16 protein-coding genes are annotated in these 16,989 nt (G+C 50.3%); 7 read left to right on the top strand and 9 right to left on the bottom strand.

From position 1 onward, the window contains the following. Positions 1-13: 13 nt before the first annotated feature. Positions 14-829, top strand: a complete 816-nt coding sequence (gene pstB, locus ACTS3T_RS23570; RefSeq protein ID WP_377962416.1) for a phosphate ABC transporter ATP-binding protein PstB — start codon at positions 14-16, stop codon at positions 827-829. A 208-nt stretch (positions 830-1,037) separates the two neighbouring features. On the opposite strand, the gene ACTS3T_RS23565 is transcribed toward pstB, so the two are convergent. From ACTS3T_RS23565 to ACTS3T_RS23540, 6 genes are all read right to left on the bottom strand, one after another. Beyond that, the gene (locus ACTS3T_RS23565) at positions 1,038-2,276 is read right to left on the bottom strand and encodes a DUF445 domain-containing protein (protein ID WP_377962419.1); all 1,239 of its coding nucleotides are present in this window, start codon (positions 2,274-2,276) and stop codon (positions 1,038-1,040) included. Beyond that, the gene (ubiE, locus tag ACTS3T_RS23560; protein WP_377962422.1) at positions 2,273-2,995 is read right to left on the bottom strand and encodes a bifunctional demethylmenaquinone methyltransferase/2-methoxy-6-polyprenyl-1,4-benzoquinol methylase UbiE; all 723 of its coding nucleotides are present in this window, start codon (positions 2,993-2,995) and stop codon (positions 2,273-2,275) included. The genes ACTS3T_RS23565 and ubiE overlap by 4 nt, the downstream gene beginning before the upstream one ends. A 71-nt stretch (positions 2,996-3,066) precedes the next feature. Beyond that, positions 3,067-3,921 (bottom strand): response regulator, encoded by an 855-nt coding sequence (locus tag ACTS3T_RS23555; RefSeq protein ID WP_377962425.1) that lies wholly within the window; start codon positions 3,919-3,921, stop codon positions 3,067-3,069. Positions 3,922-4,009: 88 nt separating this feature from the next. Beyond that, complete coding sequence (locus tag ACTS3T_RS23550; RefSeq protein WP_377962428.1) at positions 4,010-4,375, bottom strand: VOC family protein; 366 nt, start codon at positions 4,373-4,375, stop codon at positions 4,010-4,012. Positions 4,376-4,382: 7 nt separating this feature from the next. Then, complete coding sequence (gene aspS, locus ACTS3T_RS23545) at positions 4,383-6,176, bottom strand: aspartate--tRNA ligase (protein WP_377962431.1); 1,794 nt, start codon at positions 6,174-6,176, stop codon at positions 4,383-4,385. Positions 6,177-6,312: 136 nt separating this feature from the next. Continuing rightward, on the bottom strand, positions 6,313-7,398 hold the full coding sequence (locus ACTS3T_RS23540; protein WP_377962434.1) for an adenosine deaminase: 1,086 nt from the start codon (positions 7,396-7,398) through the stop codon (positions 6,313-6,315). A gap of 452 nt (positions 7,399-7,850) precedes the next feature. Here ACTS3T_RS23540 and ACTS3T_RS23535 point away from each other — a divergent pair, with 452 nt between their 5' ends. The 6 genes from ACTS3T_RS23535 (at position 7,851) to ACTS3T_RS23510 (ending at position 12,940) form a co-directional block, all read left to right on the top strand. Continuing rightward, on the top strand, positions 7,851-9,185 hold the full coding sequence (locus tag ACTS3T_RS23535) for an adenylosuccinate synthase (protein ID WP_377962436.1): 1,335 nt from the start codon (positions 7,851-7,853) through the stop codon (positions 9,183-9,185). 100 nt (positions 9,186-9,285) lie between these two features. Further along, complete coding sequence (locus ACTS3T_RS23530; protein ID WP_377962439.1) at positions 9,286-9,930, top strand: 50S ribosomal protein L25/general stress protein Ctc; 645 nt, start codon at positions 9,286-9,288, stop codon at positions 9,928-9,930. Positions 9,931-10,013: 83 nt separating this feature from the next. Beyond that, positions 10,014-11,543 carry a bifunctional aminoglycoside phosphotransferase/ATP-binding protein gene (locus ACTS3T_RS23525; RefSeq protein WP_462935825.1) on the top strand — a complete coding sequence of 510 codons (1,530 nt, stop codon included), beginning with the start codon at positions 10,014-10,016 and terminating at the stop codon, positions 11,541-11,543. Between the two features lie 66 nt (positions 11,544-11,609). Next, a complete protein-coding gene (locus tag ACTS3T_RS23520) occupies positions 11,610-11,912 on the top strand; it encodes a hypothetical protein (protein ID WP_377962445.1) in 303 nt (100 codons plus the stop codon). After that, on the top strand, positions 11,912-12,703 hold the full coding sequence (locus tag ACTS3T_RS23515; RefSeq protein WP_377962448.1) for a YdcF family protein: 792 nt from the start codon (positions 11,912-11,914) through the stop codon (positions 12,701-12,703). The genes ACTS3T_RS23520 and ACTS3T_RS23515 overlap by 1 nt, the downstream gene beginning before the upstream one ends. A gap of 3 nt (positions 12,704-12,706) precedes the next feature. Next, positions 12,707-12,940 (top strand): hypothetical protein, encoded by a 234-nt coding sequence (locus tag ACTS3T_RS23510; protein WP_377962450.1) that lies wholly within the window; start codon positions 12,707-12,709, stop codon positions 12,938-12,940. A gap of 204 nt (positions 12,941-13,144) precedes the next feature. Here ACTS3T_RS23510 and ACTS3T_RS23505 read toward each other — a convergent pair whose 3' ends face one another. The 3 genes from ACTS3T_RS23505 to ACTS3T_RS23495 all read right to left on the bottom strand — a co-directional run bounded on the left by ACTS3T_RS23505 (position 13,145) and on the right by ACTS3T_RS23495 (position 16,820). Continuing rightward, a complete protein-coding gene (locus ACTS3T_RS23505) occupies positions 13,145-14,332 on the bottom strand; it encodes an S-layer homology domain-containing protein (RefSeq protein ID WP_462935824.1) in 1,188 nt (395 codons plus the stop codon). 157 nt (positions 14,333-14,489) lie between these two features. Beyond that, positions 14,490-15,926, bottom strand: coding sequence for a cation:proton antiporter (locus ACTS3T_RS23500; RefSeq protein ID WP_462935823.1), 1,437 nt, complete (start codon positions 15,924-15,926; stop codon positions 14,490-14,492). A gap of 81 nt (positions 15,927-16,007) precedes the next feature. Continuing rightward, on the bottom strand, positions 16,008-16,820 hold the full coding sequence (locus ACTS3T_RS23495; RefSeq protein WP_462935822.1) for a carbon-nitrogen hydrolase family protein: 813 nt from the start codon (positions 16,818-16,820) through the stop codon (positions 16,008-16,010). Between the last annotated feature and the right edge of the window lie 169 nt (positions 16,821-16,989).

The following is a 16,989-nucleotide window of genomic DNA, read 5'->3' as shown; positions in this document are numbered from 1 at the left end:
GAGGCTGTTCCCTATGCAATCTCAGCAATCCCAATCTTCCCTAGCTATAGAGACTGAGCGGGTTTTTCATGTTCAAGATACGGGCTACTACTATGGCTCCAACCTGGCCGTTCGAGGCGTCAATTTAGAGATTCCTGGCAACAAAATTACTGCGTTTATTGGCCCCTCTGGCTGCGGCAAAAGTACGGTACTTCGCTGCTTTAACCGCCTCAACGATCTGATTCCTAGCGCTCATATCAAAGGCCGCATTACCTACCGTGGCGTAGATATTTACGACAAGCGGGTTGACCCCATTGAGCTACGCCGTCGTATCGGTATGGTTTTTCAAAAGCCCAATCCTTTTCCCAAGTCTATTTACGACAATATTGCCTTTGGCGCACGTATCAACGGTTACCAAGGCGATATGGACGAGCTAATTGAGCGATCGCTCAAAGGAGCAGCGCTTTGGGAAGAGGTTAAAGATAAGCTGCAAGACAGTGGCCTATCGCTCTCTGGTGGACAGCAGCAGCGTTTGTGTATTGCCCGAGCGATCGCCATTGAGCCAGAAGTGATTTTGATGGATGAGCCTTGCTCAGCGCTAGATCCCATTTCCACGCTAAAAATCGAAGAGTTAATGCATGAGCTGAAGGAAAACTACACGATCATCATCGTTACCCACAACATGCAGCAAGCTTCGCGCGTTTCTGACAAAACGGCCTTTTTCAACGCTGAAGCAACTGAAAAAGGTGGAAAAGTGGGTTATTTGGTTGAAGTAGATGACACCCAGAAAATCTTCAGTAACCCGCAGCAAGAGCAAACGCGTGATTATGTTTCTGGCCGTTTTGGTTAAAGACATCTGAAGATTCTTTAACGGCCTGCAAGCTGGGTAAGCCTAAACGCGATCGCACTTTTTGCCCAAAATAGCCAGTGGCGCGGCAAAACCTGCTGGCAGCGTGATACTGCGGTGTCTTTTCAGATTAACCGCTAGCCCGAACCAAACCGTAAGAGAAGGTAGCCCGTTGCTGCATCTCTTACGGTTTTTAGCATGTTTACCTAGCTCAGGATTGCAAAAAGAGGACAATGCCCTGAAAACAACCGATGGTGAAGCCCAGAATACCGCCTAAATTGACGATCGCCTGCAGTTCATTGCGCACAATTCCCTGAATATTGGCTTCTAAATCGCGCGGAGAAGTTGCCATGACGCGATCGATAATCACCTGGTCAATATCTAGAATCGGAATAGCTTGAGTAACAATTTTTTCTAAATCGCGTTCTAAGTATCGCTCCAAAATGAGCGCGAGTTCTTCGCTCACCAAACCCAAAGAACTGCTGATAATTGGAGATTTTTGCAGTCGATTGAGCAGTTGAATCGCCAGTTCTTGCCAGTTGATAGATTCGCTCAGCCCCTGCAACAACTCAGCTCCGTGAGTTTGGGCATAGGTGCGTACCGTTTCACGCAGCGTGCGTCGTAGCTGCCGAACCGTAGAAACGGGCAAGTTTTGCAGCGAAAAATTTTGCAGCCATTCTTTCAAACGTACCTGTACCCCTAAAGCCGTCACGAGTTCAGCGATGCGTAAATTGCTGGCTTCTCGCTCATCTAAGCAAAACGTTCGCAACCGAATCAGCGAATTGCGTAAGCCAAAGAGATTGGCAACCACCCAGTATGTACCGCTCGTCTTTTCCCGAAAAGCTTCGTCAATGACTTGAATATTGCGATCGGTGAGAAAATCAACAATGAGCTGCCGAATGGCATCAGGGGGCAAAACGCCTTGCAGCATCCACTGCGAAAGCTGATTGGCCTGCTCGTCTGTTAACTGAAACTCCAGCAGCACCTGATCAAATATTTGATTGAGTTGCGCTTCTAAAAAGTCTTCTTGTCTGGCCCAAATTTTCAGCAGCCGAGGCAAAGATTGGCCAAACAAGTCTTTGAGAATATTGCCTAAAATACGAGCCGTTTTATCCTGGGTTTCAACTTGAATTTGGTCGAGTGCCAATCGCAGCAGCCAATCAATAGCACTTTGAATACGCTCGGTTTGCAGCAGCCGTTTAGCCAGGGTTTGTAAAGCTTCTGGGGTAAGGAGTGACCCCATAATGGTGTCTGCAATGCGGTTGGCTAGCCGTTCTTGATTGCTGGGAATGAGACCTGGAGTAAAGGGCAGCTTGCGGCCAAACAAATAGAGGGGCCGATAAGGGCGAAACAGCATTTTAATGGCAATGTCATTGGTAAAGTAACCAATCACACCGCCAACAATCGGCGGGCCTAAGAGTAAAAGTGAATCCGACCAGGTGAGCGTCATCGAGTTGCGACTAAGACTCCCATCATGCCGCCTGCAATTGGATAGTGGACGGCACGACCAAACCCTGCCTGCAATGCTGTGGTGACTTGTTCGGCACCACTCAAGAATCGATCGAGGCTGGGGCTAATGTAAGCATACTCTGATGCTAAGCCATATTGCTTGGCAGTGGGGACAACGATAGTGCTGAGGTACCACTGCTGGAACTGCTGCATCCAGTCGCTAGCGGGACGATGAAAGTCGAGAATAGCTGCTGTCGCGTTAGGTTTAAGGACTCGCCTTAGCTCAGTTAGACTGGCTGTAATATCGACAACGTTCCGTAAGCCATATCCCATGGTGGCGCTGTCAAAATAGGCATCTGCAAACGGCAGTGAAAGTGCGTCTGCTTCTATCCATTGGTAGGACAATGGCGGCCAGACTTGGTTGGCTCGCTGCTGGGCGATCGCCAGTTGAGCAGCAGCAAAATCAACACCATAAACTTTGCCGCTTTGGCCAACTCGTTGCCCTAACAGCAGTGCTAAATCGCCACTACCGCAGCACACATCGAGACAGGTATCTCCCGGCTTGGCTCGGCTCCAATCCACCGCCATTTGCTTCCAAATTCGGTGTAGACCAAAACTGAGCTGCTGGTTGAATGCATCATAAACCGGAGCAATTCGGTTGAATAGATCACGAATGTGAGCGGCATTGCCTAGATAAGCAGACTCCGCAGAATAATCCATAAATAGCGCTAGGCAAGACTATGCAGATCATCCTGACACACTCTTTAGCGGAAAGAAATGCTCAAGCAGGTTTATTGCAAGCTTTTAATCGCGATCGCTACTTGCCGAGAAACAGCTTCTAGCCAAGCGATCGCGTCTACGGTAGAAATGTGGGATAGCGGCCACTGTAGGGCAATCAGCGCTACGAGCTGCTGTTGATAGAGAGCGGGTAGCACAACTTGCGTTTGGGCATCTGCCGTTTGTTGCTGCAAGATCTTTTCTGCGATCGCCGTTTGCACTAAAGTCGAGTCTGCTAGACCTGCAGACGCGCCATCGCTACCCTGATCACCAATAGAGCTTTCGTCAGCCATCAGAAACACTTCGCAGCTACTAGCTTCTAAAGACTGACGCAAGGCTTGTGCCAGGGGGGGCAGCATTGCAGCCGGAGATTGAGTTTTATTGACTAACTCAATAATGTTGAGCATCAACTGAGTTTGCTGCCGCGATTCCAGCAGCTCTTGATTACGCTGCCGCATGAGTTCATAGGTTTCGGCAGCCCGATGTACCACATCTTTAAGCTCATCGGGATCCCAAGGCTTAGTGATATATCGGTAAACCTGTCCAGCATTGATGGCTTCAACCAGGTCTTCGACATCAGTAAACCCGGTTAGGATAATGCGCATCGTATCGGGAAAGTCGGATACGGTTTTGCTTAGAAACTCAGTTCCTTTCATTTCCGGCATCCGCTGGTCAGAGATGATCACTGCGACCTCGCCACAGTCTGCCAGTAACGTCAGCGCTTCTTGCCCACTCTCTGCCCGCAAAACTTGAAAGCTACGGCGAAAAGTACGATAGAGCAAATCGAGGTTGTCAGGTTCGTCATCGACAACCAGCATTTTGGGCTTTTGAGATTGGCGCTGCTGTTTTGAGGTATCTACAATCATCATTTTCGACTTAAAAAGCCAGGGAGCATTTATGTCCAGTCTGCCCAGACTGGCTGGTCAAAATGACAACTGGCTTTGAAGATTGTCGGACTTACGCTTGGCTCAGTTCAACGATGTTGCCATCTGGATCGCGCACAAACAAAGCGGCTCGCCCAGAAGCGCTGAGCTGATAAGGCAAACCCGCAGCGTTCAAAGCAGACTGGGCTGTCTGTAAGTCAGCGATCGCCAAGACTAGGTGAGGATTGCGACCCCACTTTTGGGGATTGACGAGCGTACTTGGCGGCGTCTCAGCCAGGATGAGATGAATTTGCACCTCGCCGACTTGATACCAGGTACCGGAGAAATTGAGCGATCGCTCAACCTGGGGCAACCCTAGCAAATCTCCATAAAAAGCCTCGGCCTTCGCCAGATCACTGACCAAGACAGCGACATGCAAAGGCCGAATAACTTGAATCATGACGGTATTAACTATCTTTAGGCTTGGGTTTGTAGGTCGAGGCGACGTGAAGTTCTTTGAGCTGTCGGGTATCTACTTTAGAAGGAGCATCTGTCAACAGACAGCGGGCTTGCTGCGTTTTTGGAAAGGCGATCGCGTCTCGAATCGAGTCTTCGCCCGCTAAGAGCATTACCAGGCGATCGAGTCCGTAGGCAATACCACCGTGGGGCGGTGTGCCATACTCGAAGGCTTCTAGCAAAAAGCCAAATTTGTCGTGGGTTTCTGCCGCCGATAAGCCAATAGCTTCAAAAACCTGCTGCTGTAAGTCTGGCTGATAAATTCGCAGGCTACCCCCGCCGACTTCGTAGCCGTTGTACACCAGGTCATAGGCTTGCGCGCGAGCCGTCTTCAAGTCGCTTTGGTCTTCGGGGTAAGGGGCGGTGAAGGGGTGATGTAGCGCTTCTAAGCGCTTTTCGTCAGCGTTCCATTCAAACATCGGAAACTCAGTCACCCACAGTAAATTGGTTTGCTCGGCGGGGATCAGCTTCATTTCTTGGGCGATCGCCTGTCGCAGCCGATCTAACGTGGCGTTGACCACTTCTGCCGCATCAGCGCAGAAAAGCAGCAGATGCCCGTCAGTCGCGCCTGAGCGTTCTAGAATCTGCTGTTTTTGAGCCTCACTGAGGTTGTCTTTAATCGCACCGATAGTATCAATATCGCCATTGCGAACTCGAATATAGGCCAATCCTTTAGCCCCAGCCTCAGCCGCAATCTTAAAGAGATCGCCACCGGGCTTAATCCGAACGTTAGAAATGACTTCGTTGCCCCCCGGAATGGGCAGCACTTTAACTAAGCCGCCATTTTTGACAGCGCCAGAAAAGACCTTAAACCCAGAGTCAGCCACCAAGTCAGAAACATTGACAAGCTCCAAAGCATAGCGGGTATCAGGCTTGTCTGTTCCGTAGCGATCCATCGCTTCAGCGTAGGTTAAACGAGGGAAAGGGCGCGGCACCTCAACCCCTTTGACTGTTTTGAAGATATGGCAAACCAGCCTTTCGTTCAGTTCTAGAATTTCGGCCTGAGTCATAAAGCTCATTTCCATATCGAGCTGGGTGAACTCTGGCTGGCGATCGGCTCTGAGGTCTTCATCTCGAAAGCAACGAGCAATTTGGTAGTAACGATCTATACCTGACACCATCAGCAGTTGCTTAAAAAGCTGGGGCGACTGCGGCAGGGCATACCACTCGCTGGGGTTAACGCGTGAAGGCACCAGGTAATCGCGCGCGCCTTCTGGTGTAGATCGCGTCAGAATGGGCGTTTCAACTTCAACAAAGCCTTCTTCATCTTCTAAAAAGCGGCGAATAGCCCGGTTAACCCGGTGACGCAATTGCAAATTCTGGCTCATGCGCTCTCGCCGCAAGTCTAGATAGCGATAGCGTAGCCGCAACTCTTCGCGCACAGGCTCTTGCTCAGCCGTTGAAACTTGAAACGGCATCTGTTTGCGGACTTCGTTGAGCAGTTCAATCTGGTCAGCGTAGATTTCGACCTGCCCGGTCGGCAGCTTAGGATTGAGAGATTCTGGCGGACGCTGACTGACGCGACCCACCACTTTGATAACGTACTCGTTGCGTACCTGTTCGGCCAGCGAATAGGAATCAGGTGTGCGCTCTGGATCGCTGACAATTTGCACAATGCCACTGCGATCGCGCAGATCTAGAAAAATAACGCCCCCATGATCGCGGCGACGGTCTACCCAGCCAAAGAGGGTGACGGTTTCTCCAATATGTTCCGCTCGCAGATGACCGCAATAGTGGGTTCGCATGACGCTGATCGGTTTCGTTAAAATATCAAAACTTTTTCATTATGGCAGCATTATTTGACCGTTCAAAATGTTTTTTAGGGTGCCTCTACGACGACACCCTTAGCTAAGTTGGCAGACAACAGAGGCTGAGCGATCGCTACTGAAACCAAGCCTGGTTGATCAATCCGGAGGGGGCTTCAACGGTTTCTGCTTCTGCACGGGGCAAGCGAGTTCGGCGCAGCAGCGCTGAAAGCATTGATGAGGGTTGGGAATTGTGAGGCCAAGCAAAGGCATGGCGAAAAGCCGCTTCCTGACAAGCCTGCAAGCCATCAAAGCCAATCACATCCTGGGTGAGCAGCGTTTCGTATTCAAACGGCAACCGCACGTTGTGTAAACCTGCGTTATCTGTACAAATAGCAATGTCAACTCCAGCGTCAAAGCAGCGATCGAAAACGGTCTTGAGCTGGCGAATTTCTTGCAGGGTGCCTGTCTTTAGATAAGTCGTTGGGCAAACTTCTAGACACTGCCCTCGGGCTGCTACCTCTTTAAGCAACTCAGGATGCCGTAGCGGAATCTGGATGCCATGCCCAATTCGCATCAGATAAGGCAGTAGTTCAGGGTAGCAACCTTCCGTGGTTTCGTAGAGGTGCCCAGTTGTATTGATGCCTAGAGACTGGGCATGGGCATAGAGGCTTACCAGTTCATCAAGGCGATCGCGGTACTGAGCATCGCCACCCGCAAGGTCAACAGCACAAACATACTCAGGATATTGCGCTGCCAAGTCAACGATGGCGCGGTTGACTTCACCTGGCAATTTAGAGTGCATACAAAGAATCTGGCGGGTTACGACCGGATACTCCGTTTGCTGGCTGGCTCGACCGACCGTTTCAACGATTTCGGCCATTTTTTCGATCCGCTCGTTCTGGGGCAAATGCTCAGGTGTTCGCAGGTAGGGCGTATAGCGTAGCTCTAGATACGCCAAGTTCTCAAAAATGTAAGCGCCTCGAATCAAGCGATAAATAAAGTAAGGCAGCGCTTCTTGAGTTTGTACGCTTTCTACTAATGTGTGCAGTTCGAGATACTCTTCTAGCGTTTTACGGGGACGGGTATAGAAGTCTTCGAAAGCGTCATAAGCGGCAAACTGACTGGAAATATCGGGACGATTGCGTTGAAAATAGCGCCAAAGAATCCGGGGAACCACAGAACCCCCCAGGTGACGGTGCAGTTCAGCATAAAGTGTCATAGATCACCTCAGTAGAATTTAGGATTTAAGGTTAAAAATTATTAAATTGTAATTGATCTGTTGTAGCGTAATTTTCTCAATCTGGTGATAGAAATTCAGGACTCAATTAGCAGCCGTCAATCAAGTGAATGGCTTCTTGCGGCTGAGATGCTTGCGCTAAAAGCCGTTGAATCTTTTTCAAACAGTCTATAGACTTTGGGGCTAACAACTTAAATAACGAATAAACTGAGGCGCGTCAGGTCTGAGTTTTAGCAGCCTCCTCAGGCTATCTTCACTCTTTGCCTGCCGGAACTAGCGGCTGAGAGTTATCAGAGCCATTGAACTCGCAAAAGTTCGGAGGCTTGCTGCGTTTTGGCCGCGATCGCTAAGAAAAGTTAAAAGAATAAGTTGACGAAGATCGCTTTTGCTGCCGATAATGGTGATTTGTGTGAACGCTAGCTCCTTAAAAACTCTTGGCAAACGTTATCGTAATCGGCGCCCAGTGGGGCGATGAGGGCAAAGGCAAAATAACCGATTTGCTCAGCAATTCGGCGGATGTCGTTGTACGCTACCAAGGCGGCGTCAACGCAGGGCATACCGTCGTGGTTAAAGATCAGACCTTTAAGCTGCACCTAACGCCCTCTGGCATTTTATATCCAGAAACTCAGTGCGTTATTGGCAGTGGCACGGTGATTGATCCGAAGGCGCTGATTGCAGAACTCGATAAGTTAGATCAATTAGGAATCTCGACGAATAACTTATTTATTTCTGAGACGGCTCACGTCACCCTGCCTTATCATCGCCTGCTTGATCAAGCTGCCGAAGAACGTCGCGGTAACCAAAAAATTGGCACCACCAAGCGGGGAATTGGCCCAACTTACGCCGACAAATCGGAGCGCACAGGGCTAAGAATCATCGACTTGATGAATGCCGAGACGTTTCGAGAGCAGTTGGAATGGACGATTAACTATAAAAACATTGTTTTAGAGAAGCTATATAATCTGCCGCCTCTAGACCCACAGGTTGTCTTTGACGAATATCATGAGTATGCCGAGCGGTTGCGGCCTCATGTTGTCGATAGTTCGCTGCTGATTTATAACGCTATTCAAAAACGGAAGAACATCCTGTTTGAAGGGGCGCAGGGAACGCTACTCGATCTAGATCACGGTACCTATCCCTACGTGACATCGTCTAACCCAGTAGCGGGGGGAGCATGTATTGGCTCAGGCATTGGCCCAACGATGATCGATCGCGTGATTGGCGTTGCCAAAGCTTACACCACGCGTGTAGGCGAGGGGCCATTTCCTACTGAGCTACACGGCGAAATGGGGCAGTTGCTATGCGATCGCGGGGCTGAGTTTGGCACAACAACCGGGCGCAAGCGTCGCTGTGGCTGGTTTGATGCCGTGATTGGTCGCTATGCAGTTCGCATTAACGGCTTAGACTGCTTGGCGATTACCAAGCTAGATGTGCTTGACGAGCTTGACGAAATTCAAGTTTGCGTGGCTTACGAGATTGAAGGCCAGCAATGCCGAGATTTTCCGGTGAGCGCTCGTCAGCTAGCGCAGTCTCGGCCCATTTACAAGACGCTGCCAGGGTGGAAGCAGTCAACGGCCAACTGCCGTTCGCTGGAAGATTTACCCAAGCAAGCCCTAGCTTATCTTAAGTTTTTAGCCGAACTGATGGAAGTGCCGATCGCTATTGTGTCTTTAGGGGCAAGTCGCGACCAGACCATCATTGTTGAAGATCCCATCCACGGCCCTAAACGTGCTTTGCTATTTGAGAACGGCACCCCTCAAGTAGCTTAAAGGTTTAAAGCTGCGATCAGCCGCGATCGCTTGTCTAGCCGCTGACCGATTTGCCCAATAAATTTGTTTACCACTCTTCTAGAAAACACGAGTAATTCCTATGGATCTGTCAATTCAATGTCAAAAACGAGACTTTTCTCAAAATCCTAAGGCAATCCGGCGAGAAGGGCGTTTACCAGCGGTTCTCTATGGTCACAAAGGAGCCGAATCGGTTGCGCTAACAGTCGATGCTAAAGAAGCAGACATGCTGCTACGCCAAGCAGCGATTAACAATACGTTGGTCACAGTTCAAGTTCCTGACCTGTCTTGGAGCGGCAAGGCGCTGCTACGAGAGGTGCAAACTCACCCGTGGAAAAACACCATCCACCACATCAGCTTCTTTTCAGTGGCGGCTCAAGATGAGGTTGAAGTGGTTGTACCACTGAGCTACACAGGCGAAGCTAAAGGCGTCACCAACGAAGGCGGCACGCTAGATACGCTGATTAACGAGTTGGCTATCAAGTGCCCTCCAGACGCTATCCCTGAAAGTATTGAGATTAATGTTTCAAACCTGGGAGTAGGCGATATTTTACGAGTGGGCGATTTAGTTTTACCAGCGGGTGTTGTTGCCGTAGCTGAATCCGAAAAGTCGGTTGTATCGGTATTAGCGCCGACGGTCAGCGCTGAACCGGAAGAAGAGCCGGAACTAGTAGACCTTGCTATTCAGCCGGAAGCTGAGCCAGCCAAAGCGGATGTCGCCGAATAGAAAGCGCTTTCTCTGTTAGGCTGACGAAATAGATAAGCCAGGGATAGTGTCCCTGGCTTTTTGCTGATAGGTTTTTGAAAACTATGGTTGACGCTGCTTTACCGCCTCTGATTCAGCAAATGCTGCAGCCGGAGTTTTATCCTCATCCGGTGCAGGTGCCAATTGAGCTGGTTCAAACTCACGTTTCTTACGTGCTGCTGACAGGCGAGTTTGCTTACAAGCTGAAGAAAAATGTAAATTTTGGCTTTTTAGACTACTCTACGCTGGAAAAACGTCAGCACTTTTGCCAGGAAGAGCTACGGCTAAATCGGCGGGCGGCAGCACCGATTTATTTAGAAGTGGTGTCTATTGGCAAAACGGGCGATCGCTTTCAGTTAGGTGAGGGGGAAGCGGTTGAGTATGCCGTTAAGATGCGGCAGTTTCCGCAATCAGCTTTGCTTAGCCACTTATTTGAGCAGGGAGCGTTGACGGCAGAATTGCTGCAAAGGCTAGCTCAGGCGATCGCTGAGTTTCATACTGAGGCCGAAACCAATGACTATATTCGTGGTTTTGGCGAGGTCGCTCAGATTCGGGCTTCTATTGACGAAAATTATGCGCAAACCACCGATTTTATCGGCGGGCCTCAAACCCAAACGCAGTTTGACCAAACCCAAGCCTATACCGATCGATTTTTTGCGCAAGAGCAAGCCTTGTTTCAGCAACGCATTGACCAAAATCGCATTCGAGCTTGTCACGGCGATCTGCATCTCAACAATATTTGCCTGTGGCAAGATCAGCTCTATTTGTTTGACTGCATTGAGTTTAACGAACCGTTTCGCTTTGTCGATGTCATGTTTGACATTGCCTACATCGTTATGGATTTAGAAGCGGGCGATCGCCCCGATTTGCGTACGGTGTTTTTAAACCACTATGTAGAGCAAACAGGTGATTGGGAAGGGTTAGAAATTTTACCGCTCTACGTCAGCCGCCAGTCTTATGTCAGGGCTAAAGTAACTTCTTTTCTCTTAAATGACCCGTCGGTTTTGGCGGCAGAAAAGACCAAAGCCAGCCGTAAAGCTGCCCCTTACTATCGTCTGGCGTGGGCTTATACCCAGCCGCAGCAAGGACAGATCTTTGTCATGTCAGGGTTGTCAGGTTCCGGCAAAACAACGACAGCCCGACAGCTCGCCCAGCAGATAGGAGCCATTCATATCCGCTCTGACGCGGTGCGTAAGCATTTGGCTGGAGTACCTTTGGCGGCAAAAGGCAGCGATGCCATTTATACGCCTGAAATGAGCCAGAAAACCTATGCTCGATTGCTAGATCTCGGCATTCGTTTAGCCAAGCGTGGCTATCCGGTAGTGTTAGACGCCAAGTACGATCGGCAAGCTATGCGGCAAGCGGTAATCGAACAGGCTGAGGCGAAAGACATACCGCTGCAAATTTTGTACTGTGATATTCCTCCAGCAGTGATGCAGCAGCGGCTGCAGCAGCGCACAGGGGATATTGCAGATGCGACCCCGGCAGTTCTCGCTCAACAGAGAATGGAGCCGTTTAGCCATGCTGAGCAGATTTATGTAAAGACTATTGATACAACCCAGGATCTCACGCCTCAGCTAAAGGCGATCGCCTAAACTAGGCAAAGAACCAACGCAGATATTGAACGATGCAGGTTGATTGGTGGGGCTGCGGAGCGTGTCATGGTTGATAAGGCCATTCCAGCCGGACTCAAAATTTGGCTAACCTTTTTGCTGGGATTGCTAGTCGTGGGCTACCCGATTGTGCCCAGCATTTTGTTTGGGGCGATAGGGGGGGTCGCGGGGGGTCTGGTTTCGGCCTGGTGGCAAACGCCGGGAGGCGTGCCAACCGCTGAGGCAGAAAATCCGCTCAAGCGGATGCAGCAGCGCCTACGGGAACGTTCTAGCCGTTTACGCTTGCCGTTTGGTAGCCGTGAGCTACAGCGTAGCCAACGACCTCGCCGGATGCGACGCCGACCCCGCTGATGTTTGTATTTCTTTCTAAGCTACTGCCGCTGTTTGTTTACCCACTGGGTTTGGCTTGCTTGCTGTTGCTGAGCGCTTTAATCTTGCTGTGGCGTCGTCCTCGCTGGGCTGCTGCCGCGATCGCTTTAGCTTTGCTGCTGCTGAGTTTGGGGGGCAATCGCTGGGTGGCTGATAGCCTGGTGCGATCGCTGGAATGGCGATATCTACCAGCGGCTGAGCTGCCCACGGCGGAAGCGATTGTTGTGTTGGGAGGGAGTGTTTACCCTGCGATTCCCCCGCGACCGTGGGTAGAGGTTTCTGAAGCGGGCGATCGCGTGATTTATGGAGCCAGACTGTTTTTGGCAGGCAAAGCGCCAGTGCTGATTTTGAGCGGTGGGCGGATTGACTGGAAAGACGGTGGGCCACCAGAGTCGGCTGATATGGCAAAATTAGCGCGAATGCTAGGAGTGCCCAACCAGGCAATTTTTGAAGATCCAACATCGCTCAATACTTACGAAAACGCAGTGAACGTCAAGCGAATTTTGCAGGCTCAGCGGATCAACCGGGTTTTGCTGGTGACTTCGGCAATTCACATGCCGCGATCGCTTTTAATTTTTCAAAAGCAAAATATTGAGGCCATTCCGGCTCCTGTAGACTTTGTGATCACAGAGCAAACGCTACAGGAAAATAGCACCACCCCGGAGGGAAGAGTGCTGAGCTTAATTCCTGATGCTGAGCCGCTAGAATATTTGACGCGGGCTCTTAAGGAATACATCGGTATGGGTGTTTATCGCCTCAAAGGCTGGCTTTAACTGATGCTTGATCCGCTCTCAATGCCTAATTCGGCTGAAGTACGGCCCGCTGCCAAAGCCTTTGAACTCCAGCAATGGGCTATAGAATTTCGGCAAGAAGTAGCCTACCGCGAAGATTTGGAAGCTTACTGCCAGTGGTACGACCAAACTGCTGCTGAAAATCAACAGACGCTAGCAGCCATGCAGCGAGAAATTGACTTTTTCGGCTGTTTTTGGCGGCGGCGAAGCCAAAGTTAAGGGCAGAAGGCCAAAGGCAGAGGGCAGAATAAAAACGTTTCTGTCAGGGGCTTTTAGCACTCTTTAAAAACCTCAACGCTAGGGGCTACAACTGCAATGGCCTTTGAGTAACTAGGCGGTAGGGGACTCATCACAAGCCTAAAAACGCTAGCAGCAAAATTTCAATGGCTATCCACGATTCGTTCTTTAGGGATTGCCGACGGCTTAAGGCAGCCGTTGCAGGCTGTTCATCATAGCTGCTAGTACTTGCTTGTTGCGCTCATATTGTTGGGTGGCAATGTCATAAGTCGAACCTACCAAAATGCGATCGCCCCAATCCACCACATAACGGTATGAACGAATGCCTGCTGGTAAAAGTCCTTGCCCCGTGGATTCTCCTTCGCTCACCAGTGCCTGCTGTCCGGCAATAGTGATAAACCGTTGCGAGATTATCCGTTCGGCAATGTTTTCGTTGGCGATAATGCGATCAAAGGCAATAGCATCTACTCGAATGAGAACCGCTTCATCAAAGCTTTCTGCTCGCTCAGGCAGCGTGATTTCACTGGGGTCAAACGCTTGGCAAACCTGAGTTACATCACCGTCATTTGTCTGCCAGTCTTCTGGATAGCGAACGCTATAGCCAGCCGTTTCGTTGATGCAGGTTGCCGCCAGCGCTATATCTGGCGCGGCTGGCGGCTCTGTAGCGGGTTGGGCCACATAGGTTGCCGGAATGCCAGCGTTTTCAAACTTGATTTCACATAAGGCCGCTGCGACTTGTGCTCTGGTTGCAAGACCGTTTGCATTCATTAAAGGATCGGCGATCGCAGCGGGGGGAGCAATCAAAAAACCTTGCTGAACAGCCGCTGCTATTTGAGCAACCGCATAGTCGGGAATGTCGTCAGCATCGACAAAGGTTAAATTCAGAAGCGCCTGAGGTGATGTAGGCAAGCTATAGCCTAAACCGCTCACCAAAGCAACAAACGCCTCAACGCGGCTTAAAGATGCTGCTGGCCGAAAAGTTTGATCCGGAAACCCAGAGAGAAAGCCGCGCTGATACGCCGTTTGGATGGCGGCTTGTCCCCAGTAACCTACTGGAACATCCGCAAATTGAACGGCTTCACGCTCAGGCTGCACTTCCGGAAAAGCCTGGTTGATCAACGCTGCATACTCTGTCCGGCTAATCACGGCTGCTGGCCGAAACGTGTTGTCTGGGTAGCCGCTGACAATTTGCTGCTGGCTTAGCTGATCAACGCAGCTTTGAACCCAGTGTCCCTCTAGGTCACGATAAGTTTGTCCGACGGCAGGGGCTGCTTGAGTAAAGCCCATCCCCCCGGCGATGAGTCCGGCTGCAATCCGGCTAAAAACGGCTTTCCATTGGTTGAGCGGCTGGGTAAAGCGATTGGCAAAGCGCATAAACAACTCCTAACTAAAACGTTCTCACGGGTTCGTTTTAGCGAGCATGGCTGAGCTAATCGTCTAGCTATAGAAGAAGTCTTCCCCCGCCTGTAGCTATACCTCAAGACAGAGGATTACCTCTTAAAAAAGCAAAAATAGTTTGAAATCGACGCGGCTATGTGCTCTCAGGCGCAGAGTCGGCTTCTTCTAGCTCGGCTCCAGCTTTTTCTAAAACAGCTTCGTCAGTGTCTTTAAACACTATGCGCAGCAGCGGCGGTGCCAAAAAGGTCGTGAGAATGACCATAACAATGATGGCGGCCTCTAAAGATTCAGATAGAACCCCGCTAGCAGAGCCTACACCCGCAAATACCAGACCTACCTCACCTCTAGGAATCATGCCAATTCCGATCGCCAGTCGGTTAATGCCTGGTTGACCAAAGATGGCAAATCCAGTCACCACCTTACCGATAATAGCGACCACAATTAAAAACGAAGCAATGATCAACCCTTCCCGATTGCTCGGTACGGCAGGATTCAGCACGCTCAAATCTGTTCGGGCACCAACCGTGACGAAAAACACGGGCACCAGCATGTCGGCGATTGGGGTGATTTTTTCTTCTAGCTCTTTGCGTTTGGTCGTTTCTGCCAAAATCAGTCCGGCTGCAAAAGCGCCCAAAATGGCCTCTAGCTGAATAGCGGCTGCAATATAAGACAGAACAAAAGCAAAAATCAGAGAGCTGATAATGAGCTGTCCTCTGGTTTTGAGCTGATCGACTAATCCCACAAAAAAGGGACTGAGTAAACGCCCCACCAAAATCGCCCCTACCAAGAAAACAGCAGCCCCTACAATTAGGTAAACCACGTTGAGAATTTCGATTTCTCCCGTCTTGGCGAGGCTAGCGACCACTGCCAGCACAATAATGCCTAATACGTCGTCTAAGACGGCTGCCCCAATAATGATTTGGCCTTCTTTGGAGCTAAGCTGTTGGAGTTCTGCTAAAACCTTAGCCGTGATGCCAATGCTGGTAGCGGTTAGCGCGGCTCCAGCAAAAACGGCTGGAATGGTGCTGATACCGAAGAGGGCAATCAACCCCGCCGTACCCGCAGCAAAGGGAAGCACCACACCAATAATCGCCACAACTGCCGCTTGCGGGCCTACTCGAATCAGCTCTTTGAGGTCTGACTCTAGGCCAATTTCAAACAGCAAGATGACAACCCCTAACTCTGCTAGCACCGAAATGACTTCACTTTGGGCAGCAAAAACAGAAGTCACCAGTTCAGGTGGCAGGCCAGCCGTCGTTTGTAAAAAATCTGTAATGAGCGAACCAGCGCCTGTCGCACCTTCAGGGAAAACGATCAGGTTGAGGGCTGAAACACCCACGACTACCCCACCGACTAATTCTCCCAATACAGGTGGCAGGTTGATACGGGCGCATAGCTCACCGCCAATTTTGGCCGCAAGATAAATGGCGATTAAGCTAACCAGCACGCCTGCTAGTACCAGAGGGCCAATCTCGGCTTCAGAGGCTTCTGCTAAAACGGGGACGAAATTAACAGAAAACGGGTTAGAAACCGGGACTAAAGAAGATACCGAGTTTATCAGATCAACCATTCGGGTCTTGCAAATCTATCCTGTCTACTTTACCTGAGTTTACAAATTAGAGACAGTCCATCCTAAGAAGGATTGCCTTTGCTAGATGAAAATTCGGTGCTGTAAAGCGGGCATTTGCCGTCTTACCTGTTCTAGACGAGCGGGTTTAATCTCGGCGATCGCCATGCCCGGTTCTTCACCCGCGTCCGCTAAAATCACGCCCCAAGGGTCAATAATGAGAGCGTGTCCGTGAGACTGGCGTATTTGATTGTGGCGTCCGGTCTGGGCAGGGGCAATGACATAGCAGGTATTTTCGATCGCCCGTGCCTGTAGCAAGATTTGCCAGTGATCTTTGCCTGTAAAAGCGGTAAAAGCGGCGGGGACGAACAGAACTTCAGACCCCATCTGAGAGAGGTGCCGATACAGTTCTGGAAAGCGAACATCGTAGCAAACAGATAGCCCCAGGTTGCCAAAATGCTTGGAAGGATAAACCGTAGGGAGTTGTTGACCAGAGGTGACGGTACTGGACTCGCGGTAAGTATTGCCATCTGGCAAATTCACATCGAACAAATGCACTTTTTCGTAGCGAGCCAGTTCTTCGCCATTAGGATCGACCAATAAGGCTGTGTTGTAAACCTTGCCGTTGCTGGCTGGGACGGGATAGCCACCCCCCAAAAGCGTTACCTGATAGCGCTGAGCCATCGTTTTAAGAAACTTTTCGCTGAGCTGGTGAATGGTAGAAGCCTGCTCTAGCTTGGCGGCTTCGTCTCCTAAGAAGGAAAAGTTTTCGGGTAGGGCAATCAGCTCTGCGCCTCGCCGAACTGCTAAATCAATTAATTCTTCTGCTTGAGCTAGGTTGTGCTCTAAATTTGGAATGCTGGTCAATTGCAGAGCGGCTGCCAGGTAAGACCTCATGGGTGGGTATCGCTTCAGTCAAAAGGTTTGTCATCCAATTTTATGGCATGAGGGCTGAATGAGGCGGTTTTAACAGCAGGATTCGCCTGTCTGGGCAAGCTTTTGGCTCAGGTGTCCGGGCTGTTACCAAAGTGTCTCTAGGCGAAATATCAGCCCAGCGTTACACTGC

It is taken from the genome of Almyronema sp., assembly GCF_052168255.1.
Classification (GTDB): Bacteria; Cyanobacteriota; Cyanobacteriia; order Phormidesmidales; family Phormidesmidaceae; genus Sphaerothrix; species Sphaerothrix epifaneia.
Note: the sequence above shows the minus strand (reverse complement) of the source record. Positions and strands in the feature narration are given on the sequence as shown.